Genomic DNA, 24,625 nt, shown 5'->3' with positions numbered 1-24,625 from the left:
TGGACGAGTTGACTTATGACATGTGCCTCTAAGCCCTGGAGCTGGACAAATAGAAAAGCGGAGGGGGCTTGCCCAGAGGCGACAAGCATAAGGCGAGCAAGCCGGAAAGGCGTTCTTTGCCTTTTTGGCTTGCTTGACTTATGACCTCGAGCCTCTAGCCGCCGGAGCTGGACAAGTCTCACATAGGCCACTTCTCCCGCAGGAGTCTTCGTCTTGCACTCCAACCAACAGCTAGAATCCATTAGAACAACCCCACTACCTCCAACGGGAGTGTAGTTTCTTCCAATATCTTTACACTGATCCACTACTTTCATATATTTACCTTTTATATACCTCCTAATTTACACGTTATTAAAATTTCTCAATTGAGCATCATCCAAACATGATAGTGACGATGAAGATGGCTGCTGCGATGCCGACGAGGTCTGCGAGCAGTCCTACTTTGAGTGCATCGCCCATCTTCTTTATACCTACTGCACCGAAGTAAACGGTCAGGACGTAGAGGGTTGTATCGGTACTTCCCTGAAGGGTGGATGCAAGTCTTCCGATGAAGGAATCAGGTCCATATGCTGCAACAATATCGCTCATCATCCCAAGAGCCGCCGTACCTGAGATCGGCCTGATGATCGCAAGCGGGACAATTTCCGGGGGGATGCCCAGCGCAAGCAGTGCCGGACGTATAAGGTCAACAAAGAATTCCAATGCGCCTGATTCCCTGAACACAGTGATAGCAACAAGCATACCTATCAAAAAAGGAATGATGGAGATGGCAATCTTAACTCCTTCTTTACCGCCTTCCACAAACACTTCATAAGTCGGGACTTTCTTAAGAGTCCCATAGATTAATATAAATCCAATCATGATCGGTATCAGCCACAGTGATATAGTAGAGATCCATTGCATTTATTTCACCTCGCGACGAGTACGTCTGTAATGAAAATATCGGTCTATTAAAATAGCGCCTATTGTGGATAACAGGGTTGCAATTAATGTGGGTCCTACAATTTCGGTCGGTGATGCTGAATCATATTTCATTCGTATCGCAATAACAGTTGTCGGAATGATCGTCAGGCTTGATGTATTAATGGCTAAGAATGTAATCATGGATCTACTGGCTGAATCCTTTCCACCGTTTAACTTCTTTAACTGTTCCATTGCCTTAATTCCAAGGGGAGTTGCTGCATTTCCGAGTCCGAACATGTTTGCGATCATATTTGAGAGGATATACCCCATGGCAGGGTGGTCATCCGGAACTTCAGGAAATAAACGTTTTACAAATGGCCTGAACAGTTTGGCCAGCTTATCAAGGAGACCCGCTTCCTGGGCAATCCTCATGATTCCCAGCCAGAATACCAGTACGCTGATCAATCCGATACAGAGGGTTACCGCTTCATTGGCTGATTTGAAAATCGCTTCATTAATTTCTTCCATTCTTCCGTTGATGATGGCAAATATAAGCCCGATTATGGTCATACCCACCCAGATCAGATTAACCATTTTGACTTACTCCCAGGAAGGTTTCCATTGAATATGCCCAAAATTTCCACCAGCTTTTCTCTTTTTCAGGCTCATCTTCTCCCTTAAAGTAAACAGGCAATGAATCTGCCTCTCTGTCCTCTAAATAAATGACAGCCTTACCGACAACTTCCGGGACATTTCTATTCTTCTTCCACTCTTGTTCCGGTTTTAACATTTTGAATTCAATTCTTACTGATTCTTCTTCTTCATTCCGCAGAGTCATGATCACATCCCGTTTCACGTACACATGGCCTGCATAAAACTCATCATCAAACTTCTCAATGGTTCCTTTTTCCAGAACGGTTTTGTATTCGAATTGGTCAAATCCATATTCAAACATGCCGATATGGTCATTCCAATCGTCCGGTGCGTTCAGAGTTACTGCGATTAAGTTTTCACCGTCCTTTGATGCGGTGGAAACAAGCGTTCTTTTAGCCAGCTTCGTATATCCGGTTTTACCGCCTGTACTATGTTTATAAAGCTCGGTCACCAGCCTGTTTTTATTTTTCCATTTGCGATCCCATTGTTCTTCAGGATTAGGCGCGGTATGGACTTTTGTACTTGAAATCTTTTTATAGAGATCGTTTTCCATTGCATATTTGGTTAATAATGCCATGTCATAGGCAGTAGAAAAATGATCGTCATGATCATCCAAACCATGCGGGTTAGAGAAATGTGAATTCTTCATTCCGATTTCAGCAGCCTTTTGATTCATCAAATGCACAAATCCCTCAAGGCTTCCACCTATTGACTCTGCAATGGCAACGGCAGAATCGTTTCCGGATCTGAGCATCAAACCGTACACCAAATCCTCAAGTTTTATCTTTTCTCCTGCTTTTAAATAGAGTGATGACCCTTCTGTTCCAGAGGCATTTGAGGAAACAGTCACTTCTTCCTCCATCTTACCTGACTCAATCGCAATGATCGCGGTCATAATTTTCGTGATACTGGCAATTCTGCTTTTACTGTGAGCATCCTTTTCAAACAATACCCTCCCTGTTTCCCCGTCCATCAGGATGGCCCTTTGAGCACTTACTGATGGTGCGGCCTGGGCTTCCTTTGAGACCAAAACAAACAATAAAGCAAATACAAGCATATAATATATGTAAAATTTCGTATTCTTCCTGCGCACACTCATCTACCCCTTTAATAGTACTTTGAAGTGTTTGTACAAGTTTATGCAGGACAAGCGCTAATATGAATCAAACATGAACTTTCTCTGCCTTTGGAGCACAGGCCCGGATGCTTCACCTTATAATAAAAAAACACGGCGGTCCGAGAACCTAGCCGTGTTGAATGATACTTTGTTATTCACTTGAATCAATCGTTTCCTGAAACTTTTCAAAAAATAAGTCGGCCTCATCTTGAGCGAAATCTTCCTGGATGTTCTCAGGTAGCGGAGGGAGTTCATCAAGATTGTTCAAGCCGAAATAGTCCAGAAATTCTTTTGTTGTACCGAACAGATAAGCTCGTCCTGTCCCTTCCGCTCTCCCGACTTCCTTAACAAGGCCTTTTGACGTAAGGGTATGGATCGGACGTTCTGTTTTGACTCCTCTTATTTGTTCAATTTCCACTCTTGTAATCGGCTGCTTATAAGCAATGATCGCTAGTGTTTCCAATGCAGCCTGCGATAATGAGCTGACATTTGGTGATTCCACCAGCTTCTTTAAATAATCGGCATTACATTTCTTTGTCACAAGCTGGAACGTGCCGGCAAGTTCAGTGATGTAAATACCACGTTCATCATTTTCATCATAGTCTTTTTTTAAATCCTGAAGGGTGTCTTTTGCTTCAGCCTCGCTCAGTTCAAGAACTGAACAGACTTGTTTCAAAGAAAGGCCTTCATCTCCCGCTGCAAAGAGAAGACTCTCCAAGATTCCCTTCCAGTTACTGTTGTCCAACAAGTCCCACCTCCTCGCATGACTCTACAAATATGTCCTTGAAATTATTTTCTTGATCCACGACAATCTGCTTTCTTTTCATCAATTCTAAAACAGCCAGGAAGGTAACGACCAAATGCTCTTTGTCATCTGAAGGAAAAAGAGATGTGAACAGCGTTCTTTTCTTTACTTTTCGCAAACTGCTTATGATTTCATCCATACGTTTCTCTATGGATATTTCCTGCTTTGTTATTCTCGTCTGAACCGGTCTCTGAATCTTTTTACGTCTTAACAGTTTATGAAAAGCACCAAGCATATCATATAATGACACTTGGATTTCAGCGTTTTTCAAGTCCGCTTCCTCAGTAAACTCCGTAAGGTCGCTCGGCGGCTTAGTATAGACCTGTCCTCTTTCTTCTTCACGGGCTTTAAGCTCGTTTGCCGCTTCTTTAAATTTCCTGTACTCTATCAGTCTTTCAACTAATTCATCACGCGGATCTTCTTCTTCGAATTCTATATCCTCATCCGTGATGCCATCATCGTGCTTTGGAAGGAGCATCTTGCTCTTAATGGCAAGGAGCGTTGCTGCCATGACTAAATACTCACTCGCAACATCCAGCTGGAGGTTCTTCATCGTATGTACGTATAATAAATACTGCTCCGTGATTTGAGCCATCGGGATATCATATATATCCACTTCTAAAGAATTGATAAGATGCAAAAGAAGATCGAGTGGACCTTCAAACGCATCGATCTTTACATTGTATTCCACTATATCACCAATTTCTATTCCATTCATTCCTATGAGCTATCTCTATAAGTATAGTAGATTAGACTCTAATCTCCAATAGTAATTTTTTGAATCGTTCTGATCTCTTTTGATACACTTTTTTAAGTACAGACTGAATATGATACACTAGTTGAAAAGGAGGGATATTATGCAGTATCCTCAAGCATATGTTCAATATCTCGTCCATTTCCATGGAAATCGGGACTATTTTGAGTGTCACGAGGTATTGGAGGAATATTGGAAGGAAGTCGATCCGGGAAATCGTTCCTCACATTGGGTTGGCCTCATCCAAATAGCAGTCGGTTTATATCATTACAGAAGAAACAATGTAAATGGTGCCAAAAGAATGCTTGCAAAAGCTTTAATAAACCTGGAGGAAAATAAGGAACTTCTTAATAAACTTGGATTGGAATCCTCGACCCTGATCAAAACCCTTGAAAAAACGATACAAGATATCGATGAACACTTGCCATACAACAGCCTTGACCTTCCAATAAAAGACCCTGACCTCTTGAAAATGGCCGAAGAGTTATGCGAAAAAGAAGGATATAAGTGGTGCATGCCGAGTGACCTGTCAAATTTGGAGCTTATCCATCGGCATTCAAGGAGGGACCGCACCCCTGTAATTACCGAAAGACTGAATGCGCTCAAGAAAAAGAGACTAACTTAGCAGGTTGAAGCTGCTGGTTAGTCTCTTTATAGTATTAAACGATATTCTCTTCATCGCATCTTTCGAAAAAAGAAGCTGTTTCCGAATTCGGTTTTACCGTTAACTCCGAATACATTTCTTTCAACTGTTTGACCATAGCTTTCCCGATCCCTTCATGACGGTGGGAAGGGTTAACCGATATATGCTGAACCTCCAAAGTGCTGTCTGTTTTAAACACTCCGATTAACCCAACAATATCCTCTTCTTTCCATAAAAAAAGCTGCCAATTATCTTCCGTTTCATATTGCTTCATTGTTTGTTGAAGTTTTTTCAAATCTTTTTCATTTGGCATGAAAGATAATAGACCCATTGCAATCTTTTCAAATGCCTTTTTATACCGAATTAACATAATTACCCCTCGTTACGTTTTGTACCTATAATGGCTATTATTATCATTATAGACAAAAACAATAATTTTTAAATCAATAGAGATTGATTTCCGTTCAAGAATTAAATCACGTCAATAAGATGAATGTTTATATATCTTACTAAAATTAGTTTGTTTATTCAACCTCATTTTCTTCCGTATTAAGCCAATACTAACCAGTACAGCAATCCACCCAAGAAACCCAGGATCAACAGTATCAAGAACAATACTCCATTATTCAGCTTCATGTCCTTCACCTTCACTATTATATGATGTAAATTATCTTTGTTTATTGTATAAAAAACTAGGCAATATTGAAAGTCCGACTGTACAATGCACTTTCTTCAGTAAATGAAAATAGATAGGCTCTTTGAATACCGCTATTGATTTCCGTGCAAGACTTCGCTTTCCGCGGGTAGCACGGAAAAGCGGAGGGGCTTTGCTCAAAGGCGGGTGGCATAAGGCGAATCGGCCACGAAGGCGTTCTTTGCCTTCTTGGACGAGTTGACTTATGACATGTGCCTCTAAGCCCCGCAGCTAGACAAGTTTCACCTGTCTCGCTCTTCCCGCAGGAGTCTTCGTCTTGCACTCCAATCAACAGCTTGAGCCAGTTAAACATTGCAATCGTACAATCTTTGCCACATAATATCTATTATTAAATCAGCCTGAATTGATGCTCATTATTGATTATGCAAATAAAATAAGCAGTTTGAAAGTTAACGTATCACTTTCAAACTGCTTTGCTTATTTAGTCAGTGATTCATCGAGTGTGATCAGGTCTTCGTAGGTTTCACGGCGGATAACAAGTTTTGACTTACCATTCTCTACGAATAAGACAGGGGGACGGGGAATTCGGTTATAGTTGTTTGCCATCGAGTATCCGTATGCCCCGGTGCAGAAGACGGCCAATATATCTCCCGCTTCCGCCTCCGGAAGGGGCAGATCCCAAATGAGCATGTCGCCGGATTCACAGCATTTACCCGCAATGGACACTGTCTCCTGCGGATCGGCATCTGCCTTATTGGCGATGACGGCCTCATACTCGGCATTGTATAAAGCCGGGCGGATGTTGTCGCTCATTCCCCCATCGACAGCGAGATATTTACGGATATTGGGTACCTCTTTGCTTGATCCTACCGTATACAAGCTTGTTCCTGCATCACCTACAAGCGAGCGTCCTGGTTCAATCCAGATTTCAGGCATCCCCAAACCAAATCTGGATGCTTCTTCTTTGACTGCATGAATCATTTCCTTCACATATTGCGACGGGGGAATCGGGTCATCCTCTTGTGTATACCGAATGCCGAATCCCCCTCCAAGATTGATTACTTTAGGTTCGAAGCCGTAAGCCGTCTTCCACTCTGCAACCTTCTCGATGATTTTCTTTGCAGCGAGGATGAATCCTGTCGTTTCAAAGATTTGCGATCCGATGTGGCAATGCAGCCCCAATAACTCTATGTATTCTGATTTCATGGACTGTTTCATCGCTTCTTCTGCCTGGCCATTCTGGAGATCAAAACCAAATTTCGAATCTTCCTGACCTGTCAAGATATAGTCATGGGTATGCGCTTCAATTCCTGGTGTCACCCTCAATAACACTTTTGTCTTCTGCTTCATTTCATAGGTGATTCCAGAAATAAGCATAAGCTCATGGAAATTATCGACTACAATACAGCCAATATTATTTTTCACGGCCATCACGAGTTCGTCACGCGACTTATTATTTCCGTTAAAATGAATTCGTTCTGAAGGGAATTCAGCCTTTAAAGCCGTAAACAGCTCTCCGCCCGATACTACATCCAGCGACATTCCTTCCTCTTTCATTAATTGGAAAATCGCGATGCTTGAAAATGCTTTACTGGCGTATGCTACTTCCGCTTTCACTCCCAGTTCCTGAAATGTTTCTTTAAATCCTCTCGCTCTTTCTCTGATTAAGGCTGTATCATAGACATAAAGGGGGGTGCCGTACTGTTTTACAAGATCGATTGTACTTACCCCGCCTATCATTAAATGCCCATTGTGATTGATTTCTGCTGAACCATGAAGATGCATGAAACAACTCATTCCCCTCTTTGATCCTATATTGATTGGACCTGCTAAGCACCGCTGTTGATTTCCGTGCAAGACTTCGCTTTCCGCGAGTGACCCGTGAGCCTCCTCGCTCGTACCTCCCTGCGGGGTCTCACATTAGTCACTTCTCCCGCAGGAGTCTTCGTCCTGCACTCCAACCAAAAGCTAGAGACGGTCTAAATCAATAAGTGTTTAACAAGCCTGCTAATTAAAAGTAATTTAACACAGATCAAGAGGTGTTGCAATATTCTTACGATTTAGCCGGCTGTTTATATTTATTACGCGGCTGTACAATACTTGGGCGGATCTTTGCACCCGGCATCGAACGTCTGATAAGAATCTGGACGAACGCTTTCGGACTGAACGGAATCAACGGCCATAAGTAAGGTGTATTAAGCGATTTGATATTTGTTACAAACAGGATGTAGAGTGTACAGCCGATGACAAGCCCGGGAATATGGAAGAATGCCACAGCCACAAGAAGCATCAGCCTTGCCATCTTATTGGCGACGCTCAATTCATAGCTTGGTGTAGCAAATGTTCCGATCGAAGCCACTGCTACATAAAGTATGACTTCAGGCTGAAACAAGCCGACATCGATGGCGATTTGTCCTATTAATACCGCTGCAATCAAACCCATGGCGGTGGAGAGAGGTGTAGGAGTATGAATGGCGGCTATCCTGAACATTTCCACTCCTATGTCCGCAATGAATAACTGAGCGATGATCGGGATATTCGTCTGTTCGTTCGGTCCGATAAATTCCAGCCCCTTTGGCAGCAATGACGGGTCAAGAACAAATAAATACCATAGCGGCAGCAGAAACAGGGAAGCTAACAGCCCAAAAAATCTGGTCCATTTTACAAAAGTCCCGACAGCTGGAGACTGTCTGTATTCTTCCGCATGCTGAAGGTGATGAAAGAAAGTGGTCGGCGTGATTATGACACTAGGGGAAGTGTCCACGAAAATAAGGACATGACCTTCCAATAAGTGAGTGGCTCCAACATCTGCCCTTTCTGTATAACGTACAAGAGGGTAAGGATTATAGCCCTGCTTCACCAGGAACTCTTCCACCGTTTTGTCAGCCATGGTCAAACCATCAATCTTAATGCTTTTTAATTCTTTTTTGATTACTTCAATCAAGCTCGGGTTGGCCACATCATCAATATACGCAATCGAAATATCTGTTTTCGAACGTTCCCCGATACGGAAAATCTCGAATCTCAACCTCGGATCTCTGATTCTGCGTCTCGTCAAAGCCGTGTTAATGATTATATTCTCCACATAACCATCACGGGATCCACGCACAACTTTTTCCGTATCCGGTTCCATCGGCTGGCGGCCAGGATAGCTTCTTACATCAACAACCAGGGCCTCGGGATATCCTTCGACGACTACAGCGATCAACCCTGATAATACTTCATCGACCGCTTCCTCAATTGTTTTAACCGGTTCCACTGATTGATGAACCAACCGGTTATGAACGATATCGAATAAATGGGTGGACAGACGTTCATTATCATTTATCGCAACAAGCTCTTCCACAAGTTCAATGATATACCCCGCATCTGTCAAACCATTGATATAGTAAAAATGAACATTTTTCCTAAGGATCTTTAATTTTCTGACGCCAAGGTCGAAGCTTTTATTCAAGCCGACATTTTTTTGCATGTATTCTTCTAAAACAGCCGGGTCCTTTGGAATGGGTGTTTTTTTAATTTCAGGCACGATAACCGCTCCTTTCAAAGATGATTTCCACCGCTTTTTTTGTAATGGGAGCTCCTTGTGAATAGTCGTCTCTTTTAGCCATCTTCCCTATATCACCTATTCCGACAATGACGGGAACGTCTAATTCATCCAAGCAATATACGGTGTCTCCATTCATTCTCCCTATTTCAAGTTCGGGTACACCAAATTTGTCTACTCCGTATGGCGTTAATTCACCAAACTTATCAATACAGACATCCACCCTTGTCCACTCAGCTTGACGAGTCTTACTCGCTACTGCAATGATTCCGAGAACCTTGATGTCCGGGTGATTCGCGACATATTTTAATGCCGTTTCACCTGCGCCTTCACCGATATATCCACTATCATCAAACATGACAAAGACAGGATCATTTTTAGCTCTTTTTATGAGTTTTACAAGTTCAGGGCCTGGAAGTACGGAAGGATTTCCTTTAGAACTTGAAATACAGCGTCCTCCATAATCTTTTGCCACCCTCTCAATTGCTCTCTTCGCATATTCATCTCCATCTGTTATCAGAACTACATTTCTTTTTTTACCCATAGAAAAACCCCTCGAGCCTTATTGATAAACCAAATACAGCCAATGAAAAAGGGAGCCGAATATCTTACCAAATACAATGGCCATGATTAACACGACAATTTGTCCCTCGATTCCAATCCGTTTCGCAAGGATGGGAAAGACATTCAGAACTTCCGTTAATGCTGCTGCCAAAAGCCCAATAAAAACCCCGCTGGCAAGCCCTATCGGTATCAATACGATTGGATTCATATGCATCGTGTAATTGTTCAAACTGATAAATCCCCCGGTCAGCGCCCCGGTGATTACCGCAATTTCATAATAGTGAATCATTTTCATCGTTTTGGTCAATTGTGTCAGTCTTGGAATGATCCCGAGGACTGTTAAAAAAGCAACAAAGCCAGACCCTACTGCCAAACCACCCGCAAAACCAATAAATAATGTCAGGATTACACTAATTGTCATCTAATCGCTTCATACTTTCTTTGTTTTCATGCATGATCACATATTGATCCAAGTCCTGCTGGTAATTGAACATTTCGACTTCTAACGGACTCGGTTCTTCGTTCAACCTCTTACGAAAGATATGATTAAAGAAAAGGATCATCCCCAGACCAAGGCCAAAAGAATATGGGATTTGAAACAGTAAAGGATGCGGGTCTTTTTCACCGGTTACAAAGTGGTAGAGTGTCTGATGAACCTGTCTCATACTGACATCTTCATGAAAGTTCATGATTGCCATCGCCGCACCGACAAACAAGAGCAGCCACACGCCAATGAATAATGGCAGAGATACTTTCTTTTTCTCATAAATGACTTCAATGATGCTTTGTACAGGACCAATCGTTTGGATATCCAGGAGAGGATGGTTCTTGGAAATCCTATTGATGACAGTCATAACATCAATGACGACAATATTCTTATCAGAAGGTGTCACCTGGTGAATACTTATGCTTTTCAGCTGGCCGAGTACAGCTTCCGGGGCGATGATCTGCGCCAATTGACCGAGATTTACCAAACTATCTGATTTAACTTGAACACGATGCCTCAGCCGAATGTACACAATTCCTTCCATGCTGTTCACTTCCTGAAAACATGATTTTCCCCTTGTACCAATAGTATGGATAAACGGAAATAATTTATGTAAGTTGTGAAATCGACATATAGTCTCTATTAACGTTCCACTAATCGCTTTGACTTTCTTTGAGTTTAAAAAACCCATAAAAAAATAACCTTACCCTTTTTTGTCCCAGGATCTTCGAGAAAAAAGGGTAAGGATATTTTATTCAGTATACATATGTTCCTTCATTGTCTGTAATATCTTTTTTTCAAGCCTCGATACCTGAACCTGGGATATACCGAGCCGGTCGGCAACCTCGGATTGAGTCTGATCTTTGTAGTACCTTAGATAGACGATCAGACGCTCCCTGTCATCCAATTCACGAATGGCTTCCTTTAAAGCAATCTTATCGAACCACTTATGGTCCGAATTGTCGGCAATCTGGTCCAGTAATGTAATGGGATCCCCATCATTTTCATAGACTGTCTCATGTATCGATGATGGTGCCCGGCTGGCTTCCTGGGCCATGATGACTTCCTCGACCGAATACTCAAGATGATCGGCCAGTTCACTTACAGTCGGCACCCTTCCGAACTTCTTCGAAAGCTCATCTTTCGCCTTACGGATTTTATTCCCCATTTCTTTTAGGGAACGACTTACTTTTACAGTGCCATCGTCCCTGATGAAACGCTGGATTTCGCCAATGATCATCGGCACAGCATAGGTCGAGAATTTCACATCGTAACTTAAGTCAAACTTATCCACTGATTTCAGCAGCCCGATACAGCCTATTTGAAACAAATCATCAGGTTCATACCCTCTATTAAGAAAGCGCTGGACAACGGACCATACCAGTCTCATATTTTTCTGCACTATGGTATCTCTGGCAGCCTGGTCGCCTGTCTGGCTTTTCTTTATGAGTTCCTTTACTTCATGATCCTTCAAAAAAGGCTGGGATTTTTCATTTTTCACTTCGACATCCATAGGCACGACTCCTTAATTGCATAGCGCTTTACTATTGGTCAAGTGCTTTTTCAGTCTAACAGTGGTGCCTGTACCCGGGTGTGATGACACTTCTACCTCGTCCATGAAATTTTCCATTATGGTAAAGCCCATTCCTGATCGTTCAAGTTCAGGCTTTGACGTATATAAAGGCTGTCTGGCTTCTTCCACATCACCAATGCCGACTCCTTCATCCCGAATCGTCATGTCGATGAATCCATCATCTTCCATTACAACTGAAATATACACAATCCCATTAGGATTGTTTTCATATCCATGAATGATGGCATTCGTAACGGCTTCAGAAACAACTGTCTTGATTTCCGTCAATTCATCCATCGTTGGATCTAACTGCGCGATAAAAGACGCCACTGTCACTCGGGCAAATGATTCATTCTGGCTCAGGGAGCTAAATTGAATGTTCATTTCATTTCTCATATTCAGGCGACCCCCAATCTTTGTAATGCATTTTCCTCAGATGGTTCAAGACGGATGATCTTAAACAATCCGGACATTTCAAATAATCGGTTGACTGCAGGGGAAATCGCGCAAACGACCATTTCTCCATGCTTTTGCTTGATTTGTTTGTATCGCCCTAAAATAACACCCAGACCAGAGCTGTCCATGAAGCCCAGTTCTTCCAAGTTCAGAATGATATGTTTGATATTCTCACTCTCGATAATCTTTGAAGATTCTTCCCTTAATTCTTCTGCCGTATGATGATCCAACTCTCCACTTAGACGGATGCACAACACATCTTTTTTCACTTCAAGGTTAATAGCAAGACTCACTATCAGAAAGCCTCCTTCTCTGTCGTATAGTGAGTCATTTCGCTATTATGATGCCGATATCCTTCTCTGTGACAAAACTAGAAGAAATTCGCCAGAATATGTGTTTTTTTTCGTATCAGTTACCAACTTTAGTAAACATTCCGAATGAACGCTTGTATAACTGCCACCAGCTTGCTTCATTTACATCCTGTTTGGCTACAAGCTCGCTTTCAAGAACTTTTTTCCCTTTATTCTCGATCACCAGGGTTCCTACTTTATCACCTTTTTTAATCGGAGCTTTTAAGTCTTTAGAAAGTGTTACTTTTTGTTCCACCTTATCAAGCTTTTCACCTTTTTTGGCAAGGATGGAGATTGGCTCGTCTGTTACAGCCTGCACTTTACTTTCTTGCCCTTTGGATACTTTCACCTGAGAAAGCGGTTCGCCTTTTTTAAACATAGGTTTGGTTTGATATTGATTGAAGGCGTAATCAAGCATCTTGGTCACTTCACTGTTCCGCTCTTTCGGAGTGGAAGCCCCGAATACGACTGCAATGACTCTCATGTTTCCTTTTTTCGCGGTAGCCGTTAAACAATATTTCGCTTCGTTCGTGAAGCCTGTTTTTAATCCGTCCACTCCATCATAAAAACGGACCAGCTTATTCGTATTTACCAGCCAGAATTTATTTTCCGTGTCTTCCCTCAGGTAAGACTCATAAGTACCGGTGTACTTAGTGATTTCATTATATTTCAGCAGTTCTTTTGCCATCATGCTCATATCGTGCGCTGAGCTGTAATGATCTTTAGCAGGCAGGCCGGTCGGATTTTGGAATTTCGTATCCTTCAAACCGATTTCTTCAGATTTTTTGTTCATTTTCTCTACAAAAGCCTCTTCACTGCCCGCAATATGTTCAGCCATCGCAACTGACGCATCGTTTGCAGAGCCGATCGCAATGCCTGTCAGCATCTCTTTGACAGTCATAGATTCCCCAGGCTCCAGGAAAATCTGAGAGCCTCCCATTGAAGCTGCATATTCGCTAGTCCGAACCTCGTCATCCCATTTGATTTGACCTTTCTCAAGGGCTTCCATGATCAAAAGCATGGTCATTATCTTTGTCATCGAAGCAGGTGCTAATTTCTCATGACTATTCTTATCATATAGAACTGTTCCTGTATCCCGTTCAATCAATATTGCTGACTTTGCTGCCTGGGCAAGCTCAGATTTATTTTCCTGGGCAAAACCAATCGAAGGCAAAAGAGAAGCTATAAGAAAAAATGCTGCCATTATACACGTAACACGTTTCATTTACCTGTCCTCCAATCAAAATCTCTCATTTTAATCAATACTTATAGAACCATTTTTTCCATCGGAACCATTTTTATACAATTAAATTTTAAATTTATCGGAGGTGCTGAGCATTTCTTTGGTCAGGTTTGTATTCAGCAAATAATAAACAAAAAAGCCTTTGCAAAAGGACGAATCCTTTCACAAAGGCATTTAGTGTTTGTGATTAATTTGTGATTTCAGTATGGATCAAGGTTGGAGCATCCACTTTCTCAGAAGAAACCTTGATGCTTTCATATAGTTTGTTTTTCACTTCTTCAATGTCTTCCTGGTTACTGTAGATTGTCACTAGGGAATCTCCAGCTTTTACTTCGTCCCCGATTTTCTTTCTTAATTCAAGACCTACTGCCAGGTCGATTACAGATTCCTTGGTAGCTCTTCCCGCTCCAAGCCACATTGCTGCAGTACCTACTGAATCGGCGATGATCTCTGATACATAGCCATCTTCTTTGGCCCCAAGTTCTACTTTATATTGAGCTTGAGGAAGCTTGGATGGATTATCGACTACAGATGCATCCCCTCCCTGCGACTCAAGGAATACTTTGAAGTTTTCGAGAGCTGATCCGTCTTCTATTGCTTTTTGCAGTAATTCTCTTGCTTCTGTTAATGATGAAGCTTTGTCTGCAAGATATACCATATGACTTCCAAGTGTTAAGCATAATTCAGTTAAGTCTTCAGGACCTTCACCTTTAAGTGTATCAATCGCTTCTTTTACTTCTAAAGCATTCCCGATCGCATATCCGAGCGGCTGGCTCATATCCGAGATGACGGCCATTGTTTTTCTTCCAACATTATTACCGATGTTCACCATCGCTTTGGCAAGATTTTCAGAATCCTCAAGTGTCTTCATGAATGCTCCTGCACCCGTTTTGACATCAAGGACAATCGCGTCTGCTCCTGCAGCGATTTTCTTGCTCATGATAGAGCTTGCAATAAGCGGGATACTGTTAACAGTTGCTGTCACATCACGTAATGAGTAGAGCTTTTTATCCGCTGGTGTCAGATTTCCGCTTTGTCCGATAACGGCTAACTTATTTTTATTCACCAATCGAATGAACTCATCATTTTCAATCTCTACATGAAACCCTTCAACTGCTTCAAGCTTGTCAATGGTTCCTCCGGTATGTCCGAGTCCTCTCCCGCTCATCTTAGCGACAGGTACACCGACAGATGCCACTAATGGTCCAAGTACAAGAGTGGTCGTATCCCCGACCCCGCCTGTTGAATGCTTGTCGACCTTTATACCTTCAATAGCCGATAAATCAATCTGATCCCCAGACTCTACCATAGCCATCGTTAAATCAGCACGTTCCCTTTCACTCATATCCTTGAAGAAAATTGCCATCGTCAAGGCACTTACTTGATAATCAGGAATTGATCCGTCTGTATATCCATCTATAATAAATTTGATTTCTTCTGTTGTCAGTTCTTTACCATCACGTTTCTTTTCAATCAGATCTACCATTCTCATTTCCGATCACCTGCTTCTATAAATTTTAATCAGTTCCCGTCCTTTTTACCAGGACATTCATACGTTAAATTGACTTAACAATTTCCTTTACGTAAGACAGGAAGTTAGCACGAACCATTTCGGTTGTTTCAATTACCTCATCATGTGATAGGGGCTGATCCAATATTCCGGCTGCCATATTTGAAATGCAGGAAATCCCCAGTACTCTAATACCCGCATGGCGGGCAACAATAACTTCAGGTACAGTGGACATCCCTACAGCGTCTCCGCCTAATGTACGGGCAAGTCTCACTTCTGCCGGTGTCTCGTATACAGGACCAGTATTTCCTACATAAACACCTTCTTGAATGTTCAAGGAAAGTTCATCTGCAATTTCTCTTGCCTTCTGACGCAGTTCTTTATCATAAGCCTGCGACATATCAGGGAATCTTGCTCCAAGTCGGGAATCATTCGCTCCGATTAGAGGATTTCCTCCCATATTGTTGATATGATCAGAAATCAACATCAGATCTCCCGCTTCGAAGTTTTCGTTCACTCCGCCCGCCGCGTTGGTCACGATGAGGATTTCCACACCAAGTTCTTTCATAACTCGAACAGGGAATGTCACTTTATCGAATCCGTATCCTTCGTAGTAATGGAAACGTCCCTGCATGGCAACGACTTCCTGACCTGACAATTGACCGAACACAAGCTGTCCTGCGTGACCTGCCACTGTTGAAACAGGAAAATCCGGTATCTCTTTGTAAGGAATTTTCACGGCATTTTGGATTTCATCCGCCAGCACACCTAATCCCGAGCCCAGGATCAGACCGATCCGCGGCTGACCTGTGTATTGATTTTTTAAATGACTTGCAGCATTTTGTATCGTTTCAAAATTCATTTTAAATAACTCCTTTTTAATAGTCTAAACAGAAAGAGGAGATGAGATGGAGAATCTGCATTTTCCATTCATCTCTTATACTGTTTTATTGTCTATGATCTTTTATTTCAATTCTGATAAAAAGCTTTTTCCGAATTTCGGCATTTCCACATTGAAGTTATCCGCTACCGTCGCACCGATATCTGCAAAGGTTTCTCTTACAGGAAGTTCATTTCCTTTGCTGAAGCGTTTTGAGTATGCCAGAAGCGGTACATATTCCCTCGTATGATCTGTTCCTGGAGCTGTCGGATCATTTCCATGATCGGCAGTGATGAGGAGGAGATCATCTTCTGTCATCTTTTCAAAAACCTCCGGAAGGCGTGCATCGAATTCCTCCAGTGCTTTTCCATAGCCCTCCGGATCCCGGCGGTGACCGTATAAGGCGTCGAAGTCGACCAGATTCAAGAAACTGAGCCCCGTAAACGATTCATCGAACGCTTTAATGAAAACATCCATCCCGTCCATATTATGTCTCGTACGAATTGCTTTCGTTACGCCTTCATTGTTATAAATATCGGAAATTTTACCAAGTGCAATGACATCGAATCCGGAATCCTTCAATTCATTCATTACAGTGCGGTTAAATGGCTTTAATGCATAATCGTGGCGGTTGGATGTGCGCTTAAAGCTTCCCGGCTCGCCAACGAATGGACGGGCGATGACACGTCCTACCAGGAATTCTTCATCCATTGTAATTTCACGTGCAATTTCACAAATTTTATATTGTTCTTCAATTGGTATGATGTCTTCATGTGCTGCGATTTGCAGGACGGGATCTGCAGATGTATAAACAATCAGCGCCCCTGTTTCCATGTGTTCTTTTCCAAGCTCTTCAATAATGGCCGTTCCGCTTGCCGGCTTGTTTCCGATCACTGTTCTGCCTGTCTCGGCCTCAAGCTTTTGAATCAGTTTCTCAGGAAAGCCGTCAGGATACGTTTTGAATGGAGTATCGATATGAAGTCCCATAATTTCCCAGTGACCCGTCATCGTATCTTTCCCTACAGACGATTCTTGCATTTTCGTGAAATAAGCGAGTGGAGATTCTGCTTTTTCCACCCCTTTCACTTCCTTGATATTCGAAAGTCCCAATTTTGCCATATTCGGCATATTCAACCCATTCATATGTTCAGCGATATGCCCCAGAGTATCCGTCCCTTGATCATTGAACAGTTCAGCATCAGGAGCTTCCCCGATTCCCACTGAATCCATTACAATCAAGTGAACTCTCTTATATGTATAGCTACTCATTTAAAATCCTCCTATTATAGCTGCTTTATTTGTACAATACGATTAAGCCTGTATTAGAAAACATTTCAGATGCCACTTTAGCATCTGGAAAAGACGGGTGTTCCGCTTCAGCTTCGGTAAGGCACTAAAAAAGCGGTTACATTTTGTATCCCTAAGCGTATCTTACCCCTAACCTTGACGTATCAATCGAAAGAGATTCACGTCAGAAGTCTGACATCTATATTCTACTTATCCCTAATAAAAAAAACAAGAGAGAACCCCTTAAAGTTATGACAATTTCTTTAAGAAGTCTCTCTCTTTCATTATGCCCTCGGATGAAATTTCGAATAAACATCTTTCAAGCGGGTTTTGGTTACATGTGTATAAATTTGAGTCGTAGATATATCAGCATGGCCGAGCATTTCCTGGACGGCCCTCAAATCGGCACCGTTTTCCAATAAATGCGTGGCAAATGAATGCCTCAATGTATGAGGAGTTAAGTCTTTTTCGATATTTGCTTTTTTAGCAAGCGCCTTCAGGTTCTTCCAAAATCCCTGTCTTGTTAAGCCTTTACCATGGTGATTTAAGAACAGGTGATCATCCTTATGCTTTTTCGACCTCAATTTCAGCCTTGCATCTTCCAAATACTTTTCCAGGACAGACATGGCAGTCTTTCCGATCGGGATGATTCTTTCCTTATTCCCTTTACCGATACAGCGGACAAACCCCATTGTCAGATGGACATCCTCCATTTTAAGAGAAATGAGTTCACTTACACGTATACCTGTTGCGTAGAGTATTTCCAGCATCGCTTTGTCCCTCATCCCCAAAGGAGTAGATTCCTCCGGAGCTTCAAGCAGCGCTTCCACTTCCTCTATGCTTAATATCCTTGGTAAATTCCTCTCTGTCTTTGGCGTTTCAATATGCACGGTCGGGTCTTGCTCCGTACTCTTTTCCCTGAGTAGGAACTGATGAAATGATCGAATCGAAGCCACATGTCTGGCAATGGTTTTGGAGGATTTCCCCTGATCCTTCAGATGTCCCAAGAACTGGACGATATTCACTCTGGTGACCTCATTGAGCTTTGCAATCTCTTCTACATTGGTTAAGTACAGTGCATAGTTCCTTAAGTCACGCTGATAGGATTCAATCGTATTCTTAGCGAGACCTTTCTCAACAATCAAAAAATGCAAATAATCTTTAATCTCGTCTTCCAAATTGCATTACTCCCCGTTCATATAAAAAAATAGTAATCGATCGTACCAATGACTTTCTTCATCTGTGACTGAAGAAAACACTTTAACCGCGGCTCCCTCTGGCTCATCGTACTTGTGATAACCTTCGTATTCTTCGCTTATCCATATGATTCCATAATAAAATAATATCGTAGATCCAGTAAATAATATAAATACCTTAATGGTCTGCCAGACCACTCCAAGTCCTTTTTTCATAGGGTTGTCCTCCATATAAATATGATATTTCCACAGTCCATCCGTCTCTATAATACAAGCTATGACGTTTTTGGGCTGTTTTATACCAAGGGGGACGTAATTTTTCATCTTTTTTGGTCTGTTAAACACCGCAGTTGATTTCCGTGTAAGTCTTCGCTTTCCGCGGTGACCCGGAGGCTGATTAAAAAAAGCCCTTAAAGATATGTATAAAATCGTTTCAGGATGAAACAATAACCAGCTTCTTCAGGGCTTTTTCATTTACTATTCAGATTCTTCCTCTTTATCCTGACATCTTGAACAGATGCCGTGAAAGGTTAATCGGTGGTCTTTAATTTTGAATTTCCAATCTCTCTCAACAATCTTTTCAACGTCTTCAAGCAGATCATCCTGTATTTCATCCACCGCTCCGCATTCAATACACACTAAATGATGATGAAAGTGGGCGGCTCCTTCTTGACGCAGGTCATATCGGGATACCCCATCACCAAAATTGATTTTATCAACGATTTTCAGTTCAGAAAGCAACTCGAGTGTACGATACACAGTCGCCAGTCCAATTTCCGGAGATTTTTCCTTAACGAGGAGGTATACATCTTCGGCACTCAGGTGATCTTCTTCATGCTCTAGCAGCACACGTACAGTAGCTTCACGCTGCGGAGTCAACTTATAGCTAGCGGAATGAAGCTGTTTTTTAATTCGTTCAATACGACTTTCCATAGTCCTTCCCTCCCTCGTCAATGTCTTTATTATTATATCAAAAAGGGAGGAATAAGCAAAATAAAATTATTATAATGAAGAAAATGAAATCATTATTATATAATAACGATTATTTTAATCTGGTAATGACGGCTTCCATTAAATTAGGAGAGAGATATGCTTCTATACTGGCCGCAACCGTCACAATCCCCACTGCAATGACGAAGAAAATAACATATCTTGATAAAAAGGGGATAATTTGAAATTGCATGGATGCACTGTGCCTCATAAAAATTTTACGTATTAGCGTAAGAGAAAAACCGGCACTGATCACACCGATGAAGATGAATGCCGGAATGATGATGATGTTTTGAGGCAATACGCTGACAAAAGATAGAAGAAACCCGCTCCATCCCATTTGATTTACAAGGAAGCCGACAGAAAATCCGACTACGACCCCCTTCATGAAAAGCAGCACAAAAATCAGGGGCAGACCAATGATTGAAATACCCAATATCCAAATCAGGCCAAGATATTTTACGTTATGAAGGAAGCTTTGTCTGAACAGTTCTTCTGCCGATGTAATTCTTCCCCCTTCAATCTCACCGAAAAACTTATTCAAGTAAAATAATAAATCTTCTTTTTGAGCAAAAGACAATGAATTCACCACGATTGCCCCAAAGATTATTCCCATTAAAAACAGCGTAATGATAAATAAATAGATTGAGGAATGTGCTTGTACATGTTGAACGAGTGGATTTGAATTTGATAATTTTTTGCGCATCACAATGCTCCTCCTAGATATCGATTAGTAGAATATATGCAGGATGGGACAAGGATATGCGGCCGGATATCTTTTAACTACTTTTCATACTCACACACTTAATGGACCATACAAAGCCAATCTAAAAAAGAGACGCCCGCTTTAAGGTTAAAGAGCGGCGTCTCTTAAGTGTTCATTTATAAAATTTCTGGAGTTGGAGATACTGAACGGCATAGGCAGTTTTGGCATCATAGATCCTTCTCTCTTTAATCAGCCCTAAAGCTTCTTCCACCGTCACCTCTATTAGATCAACAAACTCATCTTCATCAAGTTCTCTTGCTTCTTCTATACGAGTAATATCCTTTGCTATGTATAGATGCACAAGTTCGTCTGCAAACCCTGGGGACGTGTAGAAGGAAATTAGGTGCTCAAGTGCTTCACAACCGTACCCGGTTTCTTCTTCCAGCTCCCTTGCAGCCGTTATGACCGGTTCTTCGCCTGGCTCAAGCTTACCTGCAGGAATCTCAACGATTGATTTTTCCAGAGCCTTCCGATACTGCTCCACCATCACGATCTTGCCTTCCGGTGTCAAAGCGATGACCGCAACGGCCCCCGGATGTTTGATCAATTCTCTTTTGGACGTCTTTCCGTTCGGGAGCTGAACTTCATCAACTTGCAGATCAATGATCTTTCCTTGATAAATCGTTTCACTATTTAGCGTCTTCTCTTCGAATTTTTTCACTATACAACTCTCCTTGTTCTCACAATCACGTTTTCTTCATACATTTTACCATATTTCATAGAAAGGATGAGGTGACCGATATTGCAGGTAATCGTAGAGAAAAACCGAGTCGTTCTTGCCGGGAAAGCATGGGAAGTCAGGGCAAAGCTGAAGGAATACAGCAAGAAATATAATACCGTCAAGGAGTGGACGAGTACATCCATAAAAGAATAGACGGTGGAAAGCCAAATCTTGTACGGGTCTCAACACCGGTGATTATCAGAGCTGCATTAAAATACGTAATCAAAAATCGTATCTTTTGTTTAACCGTCCCTGCTTTCGTTAAAATAATAGATAATGAATGAATCGAAAGGACGGTTATCATGGAAAAAAGACAAATTGGCAACTCTGACCTGTATGTTTCAAAAATGGGCCTTGGCTGTATGTCGCTTGGCACCGATGAGAAGAAAGCGAAAGAAATCGTTCAAACTGCCCTGGAAAACGGCATTAATTATTTTGATACAGCCGATTTATATGATTTCGGCACGAATGAAGATATCGTCGGCAATGCTCTGAAAGAAGTCAGGGACAAGGTGATCATCGCCACGAAAGTTGGAAACCGGTGGAATGATGTCAAAGAGGGTTGGCGATGGGACCCGTCCAAGGAATATATAAAGTCCGCTGTTAAGGATAGCCTTGCCAGACTTAAAGTGGATTACATCGATTTATATCAGCTGCACGGCGGAACCATTGAAGACAATTTCGAGGACAGTATAGAGGCATTTGAAGAATTGAAGGAAGAGGGCTATATCCGCCATTACGGGATTTCTTCCATACGCCCGAATGTCATTAAAAAAGTATTGCCCCAATCATCCATGCAAAGCGTGATGATGCAGTACAGCCTGCTGGACCGCCGTCCCGAGGAATGGATGGACCTTCTGGATGAGCACCATGTGAGCATCATTGCACGAGGTCCCCTTGCAAAAGGTCTTCTTAGTGAAAAAATGCTTTCGAAGGCTTCTGAGAAAATAAAAGAGAATGGATACTTGGATTATACATTTGCAGAGCTTGAAGAAGTCCTGCACTCCATTCGTGGCAAAGCAGCGGATCAGCGCAGTATGAATGAGCTGGCCCTTCAATATGACCTTGCTCATCATTCGGTCGCTTCGGTCATTCCCGGGGCCAGTTCGACCCGCCAGCTGCAGGAAAATATCCAGGCAGTTAATCAGCCTCCTCTTTCTCCGGAAGAGCTCGGGGTCTTGACTCATTTGACGAAGATTTCTCGATATGAGCAGCACCGGGACTAAACGGTGTTCCTAGTCCAGGCAAGAAAATATGTCAGGTTGTTTCACCACCGGCCTTTGCCGGTGGTTTTTTGATGGGTTCGGAGTTGGATTGGGTTCGAAGTGAGGGGGATATTGATTGAAGTTGGGCAGGGTGGCGGTTTTTATCGAATAGTTGATATTTCGCCCTTATATTCAGGATATCGCCCTTATTTCGAAAATATCGCCCTTATATTCGGGATATCGCCCTTATATCGAAAATATCGCCCTTATATTCGAAATTCCGCCTATATATTGAAATCACCGCCCATAAGTGAGTCGAATTATAAAAATATTAATTTTTCATCATGGGCGAAGAGTATGTGTAAAATAATCAACATAGAAATAGCTGCAGTTAATACTCACTGCAGCTATTTCTATCTGTAGGAAAACTTTATTTCTTATAATTCTCCCAATTCATATCACTTTCATTCAATAATTCTTCAAACGATTTATTCTTCTCTCTTTGTTTTCTTTCCTCCGCTTTTCGCTGACGCTCTTCTTCTTTTTTCACTTCTTCCACTTGTTCCAGCTCTTTTTTCTTGTTTTTGAGCTGTTCGAATAAGTCTGCATTTATTGAGTTCTTTAACGTCAACTCTGCTTCTTGTTTCTTTTTCTTGGACATTGGAAATCCCCCTGACTAAATAATTGTATTATACTTCTCTCCGCCGCTTTTGATTTCCGTGCAAGACTTCGCTTTCCGCGGGCGGTTGTTGAGCCTCCTCGTCGCGCTGCTCCTGCGGGGTCTCACCTAACTCGCTTCTCCCGCAGGAGTCTTCGTCTTGCACTCCAATCAAAAGCTGGAACAGTATAATAACAACGAACTCTCTTTTAAAATATATCAATACTAAATAAAAAACCACCCGAAAGAAAAGAGATTTTTCTTATCGGATGGTAAATGATGTTATTAGTATGCTTCCAATTTCACGTCTTCTGCCACTTCCAGCTCGGCTGCTGTGGAAGATAGAATATCTTCGACTGTGAATCCATTCGCCACTTCGCGTAGAAGCAGGCCGTTTTCTGTTACATCCATGACGGCACGGTCGGTGATAATTCGATCGACTACTCCTTGACCTGTTAAAGGCAGCGTGCACTCTTTAAGGATTTTGCTTTCACCAGCTTTGTTCACATGCTCCATGATGACGATGATCCTTTGGGCACCATGGACAAGGTCCATTGCGCCGCCCATACCTTTGATCATTTTTCCAGGGATCATCCAGTTGGCAAGATCACCGTTTTCGGCTACTTCCATTCCTCCCAGGATGGCGATATTGATATGGCCTCCCCTGATCATCCCAAAGGATTCCGCACTGTTAAAGTAAGAGGAACCGGGGATGGCAGTGACCGTTTCTTTCCCTGCATTAATCAAATCTGCATCCAATTCTTCTTCTGTCGGATAAGGACCGATTCCGAGCAGCCCATTCTCCGACTGAAGCACAACCTGTTTATTCTCTGTGATATAGTTAGCGACCAAGGTCGGCATTCCAATTCCTAAATTCACATAAAAACCATCTTGAATTTCTTTTTCCGCTCTTCTGGCAATCTTTTCACGCATTTTTGCACGATCCATCCTTTTCCACTCTCCCTTCTAGGCTTTGACTGTTCTTCTTTCAATACGTTTTTCCTGCTCTGCCTGAACCAATCGTTGAACATAGATGCTTGGAGTGTGTACTTCATTCGGATTAATGTCTCCAATTTCTACTATTTCTTCCGCTTCTGCAATGGTTACCTTCCCTGCAGCGGCAATCATCGGATTGAAGTTCTGTGCCGTTTTGTTATATACCAAGTTCCCCATCTTATCTGCTTTCCAGGCTCTGACCAGCGAGAAGTCAGCTGTATATGCTTCTTCCAATAGATATTCTTTACCATTAAAGGTACGCGTTTCTTTTCCTTCCGCAACCGGTGTCCCGACTCCTGCCGGTGTATAGAATGCCGGGATGCCGGCGCCGCCTGCACGGATCTTCTCCGCCAAAGTTCCCTGAGGAACCAATTCCACTTCAAGCTCTCCTGACAGCACCTGTCTTTCGAACTCTTTGTTTTCACCTACGTAAGAACCGATCATTTTATCAATCTGCTTATTTTTCAATAATAATCCGAGTCCCCAGTCATCCACACCGCAGTTGTTAGAGATGACTGTCAGGTTCTTGACGCCTTTATCCACCAGGGCAAGAATCAATTTCTCCGGAATTCCGCAAAGGCCAAATCCCCCTACCATAAGAGTGGCTCCGTCCTGTATATCCGCCACTGCTTCACTGTATGAAGTATAAACTTGCTTCATTGTAT

Annotated in this window: 29 protein-coding genes and 1 pseudogene; 3 read left to right on the top strand and 27 right to left on the bottom strand. The window is 42.3% G+C overall.

The features are described from left to right. Positions 1–372 precede the first annotated feature (372 nt). The 5 genes from ACXAFV_RS09180 to ACXAFV_RS09160 form a co-directional block, all read right to left on the bottom strand. Positions 373–903 (bottom strand): spore maturation protein, encoded by a 531-nt coding sequence (locus tag ACXAFV_RS09180; protein ID WP_475125913.1) that lies wholly within the window; start codon positions 901–903, stop codon positions 373–375. Next, positions 904–1,497 (bottom strand): nucleoside recognition domain-containing protein, encoded by a 594-nt coding sequence (locus tag ACXAFV_RS09175; protein ID WP_475125912.1) that lies wholly within the window; start codon positions 1,495–1,497, stop codon positions 904–906. Beyond that, the gene (locus ACXAFV_RS09170; RefSeq protein WP_475125911.1) at positions 1,490–2,656 is read right to left on the bottom strand and encodes a D-alanyl-D-alanine carboxypeptidase; all 1,167 of its coding nucleotides are present in this window, start codon (positions 2,654–2,656) and stop codon (positions 1,490–1,492) included. Before ACXAFV_RS09170 ends, ACXAFV_RS09175 begins: the two co-directional genes overlap by 8 nt. 169 nt (positions 2,657–2,825) lie before the next feature. Continuing rightward, positions 2,826–3,419 (bottom strand): SMC-Scp complex subunit ScpB, encoded by a 594-nt coding sequence (scpB, locus tag ACXAFV_RS09165; protein ID WP_475125910.1) that lies wholly within the window; start codon positions 3,417–3,419, stop codon positions 2,826–2,828. Further along, positions 3,406–4,197 carry a segregation/condensation protein A gene (locus ACXAFV_RS09160; RefSeq protein WP_475125907.1) on the bottom strand — a complete coding sequence of 264 codons (792 nt, stop codon included), beginning with the start codon at positions 4,195–4,197 and terminating at the stop codon, positions 3,406–3,408. Before ACXAFV_RS09160 ends, scpB begins: the two co-directional genes overlap by 14 nt. Positions 4,198–4,336: 139 nt before the next feature. Between ACXAFV_RS09160 and ACXAFV_RS09155 the strand changes: the two genes are divergently transcribed. Then, a complete protein-coding gene (locus tag ACXAFV_RS09155) occupies positions 4,337–4,858 on the top strand; it encodes a DUF309 domain-containing protein (protein ID WP_475125905.1) in 522 nt (173 codons plus the stop codon). 34 nt (positions 4,859–4,892) lie between these two features. Here the strand turns inward: ACXAFV_RS09155 and ACXAFV_RS09150 are convergent, their stop codons facing one another. The 18 genes from ACXAFV_RS09150 to ACXAFV_RS09065 form a co-directional block, all read right to left on the bottom strand. Continuing rightward, positions 4,893–5,246: a GNAT family N-acetyltransferase gene (locus ACXAFV_RS09150; protein WP_475125904.1), complete on the bottom strand. Its 354-nt coding sequence runs from the start codon at positions 5,244–5,246 to the stop codon at positions 4,893–4,895. Positions 5,247–6,008: 762 nt separating this feature from the next. Next, positions 6,009–7,316 carry a diaminopimelate decarboxylase gene (lysA, locus tag ACXAFV_RS09145; RefSeq protein WP_475125901.1) on the bottom strand — a complete coding sequence of 436 codons (1,308 nt, stop codon included), beginning with the start codon at positions 7,314–7,316 and terminating at the stop codon, positions 6,009–6,011. 268 nt (positions 7,317–7,584) lie between these two features. Then, complete coding sequence (locus ACXAFV_RS09140) at positions 7,585–9,003, bottom strand: spore germination protein (protein WP_475126111.1); 1,419 nt, start codon at positions 9,001–9,003, stop codon at positions 7,585–7,587. A 49-nt stretch (positions 9,004–9,052) separates the two neighbouring features. Then, complete coding sequence (gene spoVAEA / locus ACXAFV_RS09135) at positions 9,053–9,622, bottom strand: stage V sporulation protein SpoVABEA (RefSeq protein ID WP_475125899.1); 570 nt, start codon at positions 9,620–9,622, stop codon at positions 9,053–9,055. 18 nt (positions 9,623–9,640) lie between these two features. Continuing rightward, positions 9,641–10,063, bottom strand: a complete 423-nt coding sequence (locus ACXAFV_RS09130; RefSeq protein ID WP_475125896.1) for a stage V sporulation protein AB — start codon at positions 10,061–10,063, stop codon at positions 9,641–9,643. Further along, the gene (locus ACXAFV_RS09125) at positions 10,053–10,673 is read right to left on the bottom strand and encodes a stage V sporulation protein AA (RefSeq protein ID WP_475125894.1); all 621 of its coding nucleotides are present in this window, start codon (positions 10,671–10,673) and stop codon (positions 10,053–10,055) included. Before ACXAFV_RS09125 ends, ACXAFV_RS09130 begins: the two co-directional genes overlap by 11 nt. A 207-nt stretch (positions 10,674–10,880) precedes the next feature. Next, positions 10,881–11,642 (bottom strand): RNA polymerase sporulation sigma factor SigF, encoded by a 762-nt coding sequence (sigF, locus tag ACXAFV_RS09120; RefSeq protein ID WP_475125893.1) that lies wholly within the window; start codon positions 11,640–11,642, stop codon positions 10,881–10,883. Between the two features lie 12 nt (positions 11,643–11,654). Continuing rightward, positions 11,655–12,098, bottom strand: coding sequence for an anti-sigma F factor (spoIIAB, locus tag ACXAFV_RS09115; RefSeq protein ID WP_475125891.1), 444 nt, complete (start codon positions 12,096–12,098; stop codon positions 11,655–11,657). Positions 12,099–12,100: 2 nt separating this feature from the next. Next, the gene (spoIIAA, locus tag ACXAFV_RS09110) at positions 12,101–12,451 is read right to left on the bottom strand and encodes an anti-sigma F factor antagonist (RefSeq protein WP_446243497.1); all 351 of its coding nucleotides are present in this window, start codon (positions 12,449–12,451) and stop codon (positions 12,101–12,103) included. Positions 12,452–12,566: 115 nt separating this feature from the next. Next, positions 12,567–13,733, bottom strand: coding sequence for a D-alanyl-D-alanine carboxypeptidase family protein (locus ACXAFV_RS09105; protein ID WP_475125890.1), 1,167 nt, complete (start codon positions 13,731–13,733; stop codon positions 12,567–12,569). 205 nt (positions 13,734–13,938) lie between these two features. Continuing rightward, positions 13,939–15,243, bottom strand: coding sequence for a pyrimidine-nucleoside phosphorylase (locus tag ACXAFV_RS09100; protein WP_475125888.1), 1,305 nt, complete (start codon positions 15,241–15,243; stop codon positions 13,939–13,941). A gap of 64 nt (positions 15,244–15,307) precedes the next feature. Further along, positions 15,308–16,123 (bottom strand): purine-nucleoside phosphorylase, encoded by an 816-nt coding sequence (locus ACXAFV_RS09095; protein ID WP_475125886.1) that lies wholly within the window; start codon positions 16,121–16,123, stop codon positions 15,308–15,310. A 102-nt stretch (positions 16,124–16,225) separates the two neighbouring features. Continuing rightward, the gene (deoB, locus tag ACXAFV_RS09090; protein ID WP_475125885.1) at positions 16,226–17,410 is read right to left on the bottom strand and encodes a phosphopentomutase; all 1,185 of its coding nucleotides are present in this window, start codon (positions 17,408–17,410) and stop codon (positions 16,226–16,228) included. Between the two features lie 302 nt (positions 17,411–17,712). Next, entirely contained in the window at positions 17,713–18,606 is an 894-nt protein-coding gene (gene xerD / locus ACXAFV_RS09085; RefSeq protein ID WP_475125884.1) for a site-specific tyrosine recombinase XerD, read from the bottom strand. 6 nt (positions 18,607–18,612) lie between these two features. Next, positions 18,613–18,840, bottom strand: a complete 228-nt coding sequence (locus ACXAFV_RS09080; protein WP_475125883.1) for a YqzK family protein — start codon at positions 18,838–18,840, stop codon at positions 18,613–18,615. Between the two features lie 261 nt (positions 18,841–19,101). Continuing rightward, a complete protein-coding gene (gene fur / locus ACXAFV_RS09075; RefSeq protein WP_172251411.1) occupies positions 19,102–19,557 on the bottom strand; it encodes a ferric iron uptake transcriptional regulator in 456 nt (151 codons plus the stop codon). Positions 19,558–19,666: 109 nt separating this feature from the next. Further along, a complete protein-coding gene (spoIIM, locus tag ACXAFV_RS09070; protein ID WP_475125882.1) occupies positions 19,667–20,320 on the bottom strand; it encodes a stage II sporulation protein M in 654 nt (217 codons plus the stop codon). A gap of 172 nt (positions 20,321–20,492) precedes the next feature. Next, positions 20,493–21,041 (bottom strand): NUDIX domain-containing protein, encoded by a 549-nt coding sequence (locus ACXAFV_RS09065; protein ID WP_475125880.1) that lies wholly within the window; start codon positions 21,039–21,041, stop codon positions 20,493–20,495. An 81-nt stretch (positions 21,042–21,122) separates the two neighbouring features. Between ACXAFV_RS09065 and mciZ the strand changes: the two genes are divergently transcribed. Next, entirely contained in the window at positions 21,123–21,254 is a 132-nt protein-coding gene (mciZ, locus tag ACXAFV_RS09060; protein WP_475125879.1) for a Z-ring formation inhibitor MciZ, read from the top strand. A gap of 149 nt (positions 21,255–21,403) precedes the next feature. Continuing rightward, complete coding sequence (locus ACXAFV_RS09055; RefSeq protein WP_475125878.1) at positions 21,404–22,327, top strand: aldo/keto reductase; 924 nt, start codon at positions 21,404–21,406, stop codon at positions 22,325–22,327. Positions 22,328–22,736: 409 nt separating this feature from the next. Here the strand turns inward: ACXAFV_RS09055 and ACXAFV_RS09050 are convergent, their stop codons facing one another. The 4 genes and pseudogenes from ACXAFV_RS09050 to ACXAFV_RS09035 form a co-directional block, all read right to left on the bottom strand. Next, on the bottom strand, positions 22,737–22,967 hold the full coding sequence (locus ACXAFV_RS09050; protein WP_446243507.1) for a YqkE family protein: 231 nt from the start codon (positions 22,965–22,967) through the stop codon (positions 22,737–22,739). After that, positions 22,934–23,139 (bottom strand): annotated as a pseudogene (locus ACXAFV_RS09045) (hypothetical protein). The gene ACXAFV_RS09050 and the pseudogene ACXAFV_RS09045 overlap by 34 nt, the downstream one beginning before the upstream one ends. Positions 23,140–23,249: 110 nt before the next feature. After that, positions 23,250–23,912, bottom strand: coding sequence for a CoA transferase subunit B (locus ACXAFV_RS09040; RefSeq protein ID WP_475125876.1), 663 nt, complete (start codon positions 23,910–23,912; stop codon positions 23,250–23,252). A gap of 18 nt (positions 23,913–23,930) precedes the next feature. Continuing rightward, on the bottom strand, positions 23,931–24,620 hold the full coding sequence (locus tag ACXAFV_RS09035; RefSeq protein WP_071618544.1) for a CoA transferase subunit A: 690 nt from the start codon (positions 24,618–24,620) through the stop codon (positions 23,931–23,933). Positions 24,621–24,625: the final 5 nt, after the last annotated feature.

The organism is Rossellomorea sp. ABR4_012 (assembly GCF_056159545.1).
Note: the sequence above shows the minus strand (reverse complement) of the source record. Positions and strands in the feature narration are given on the sequence as shown.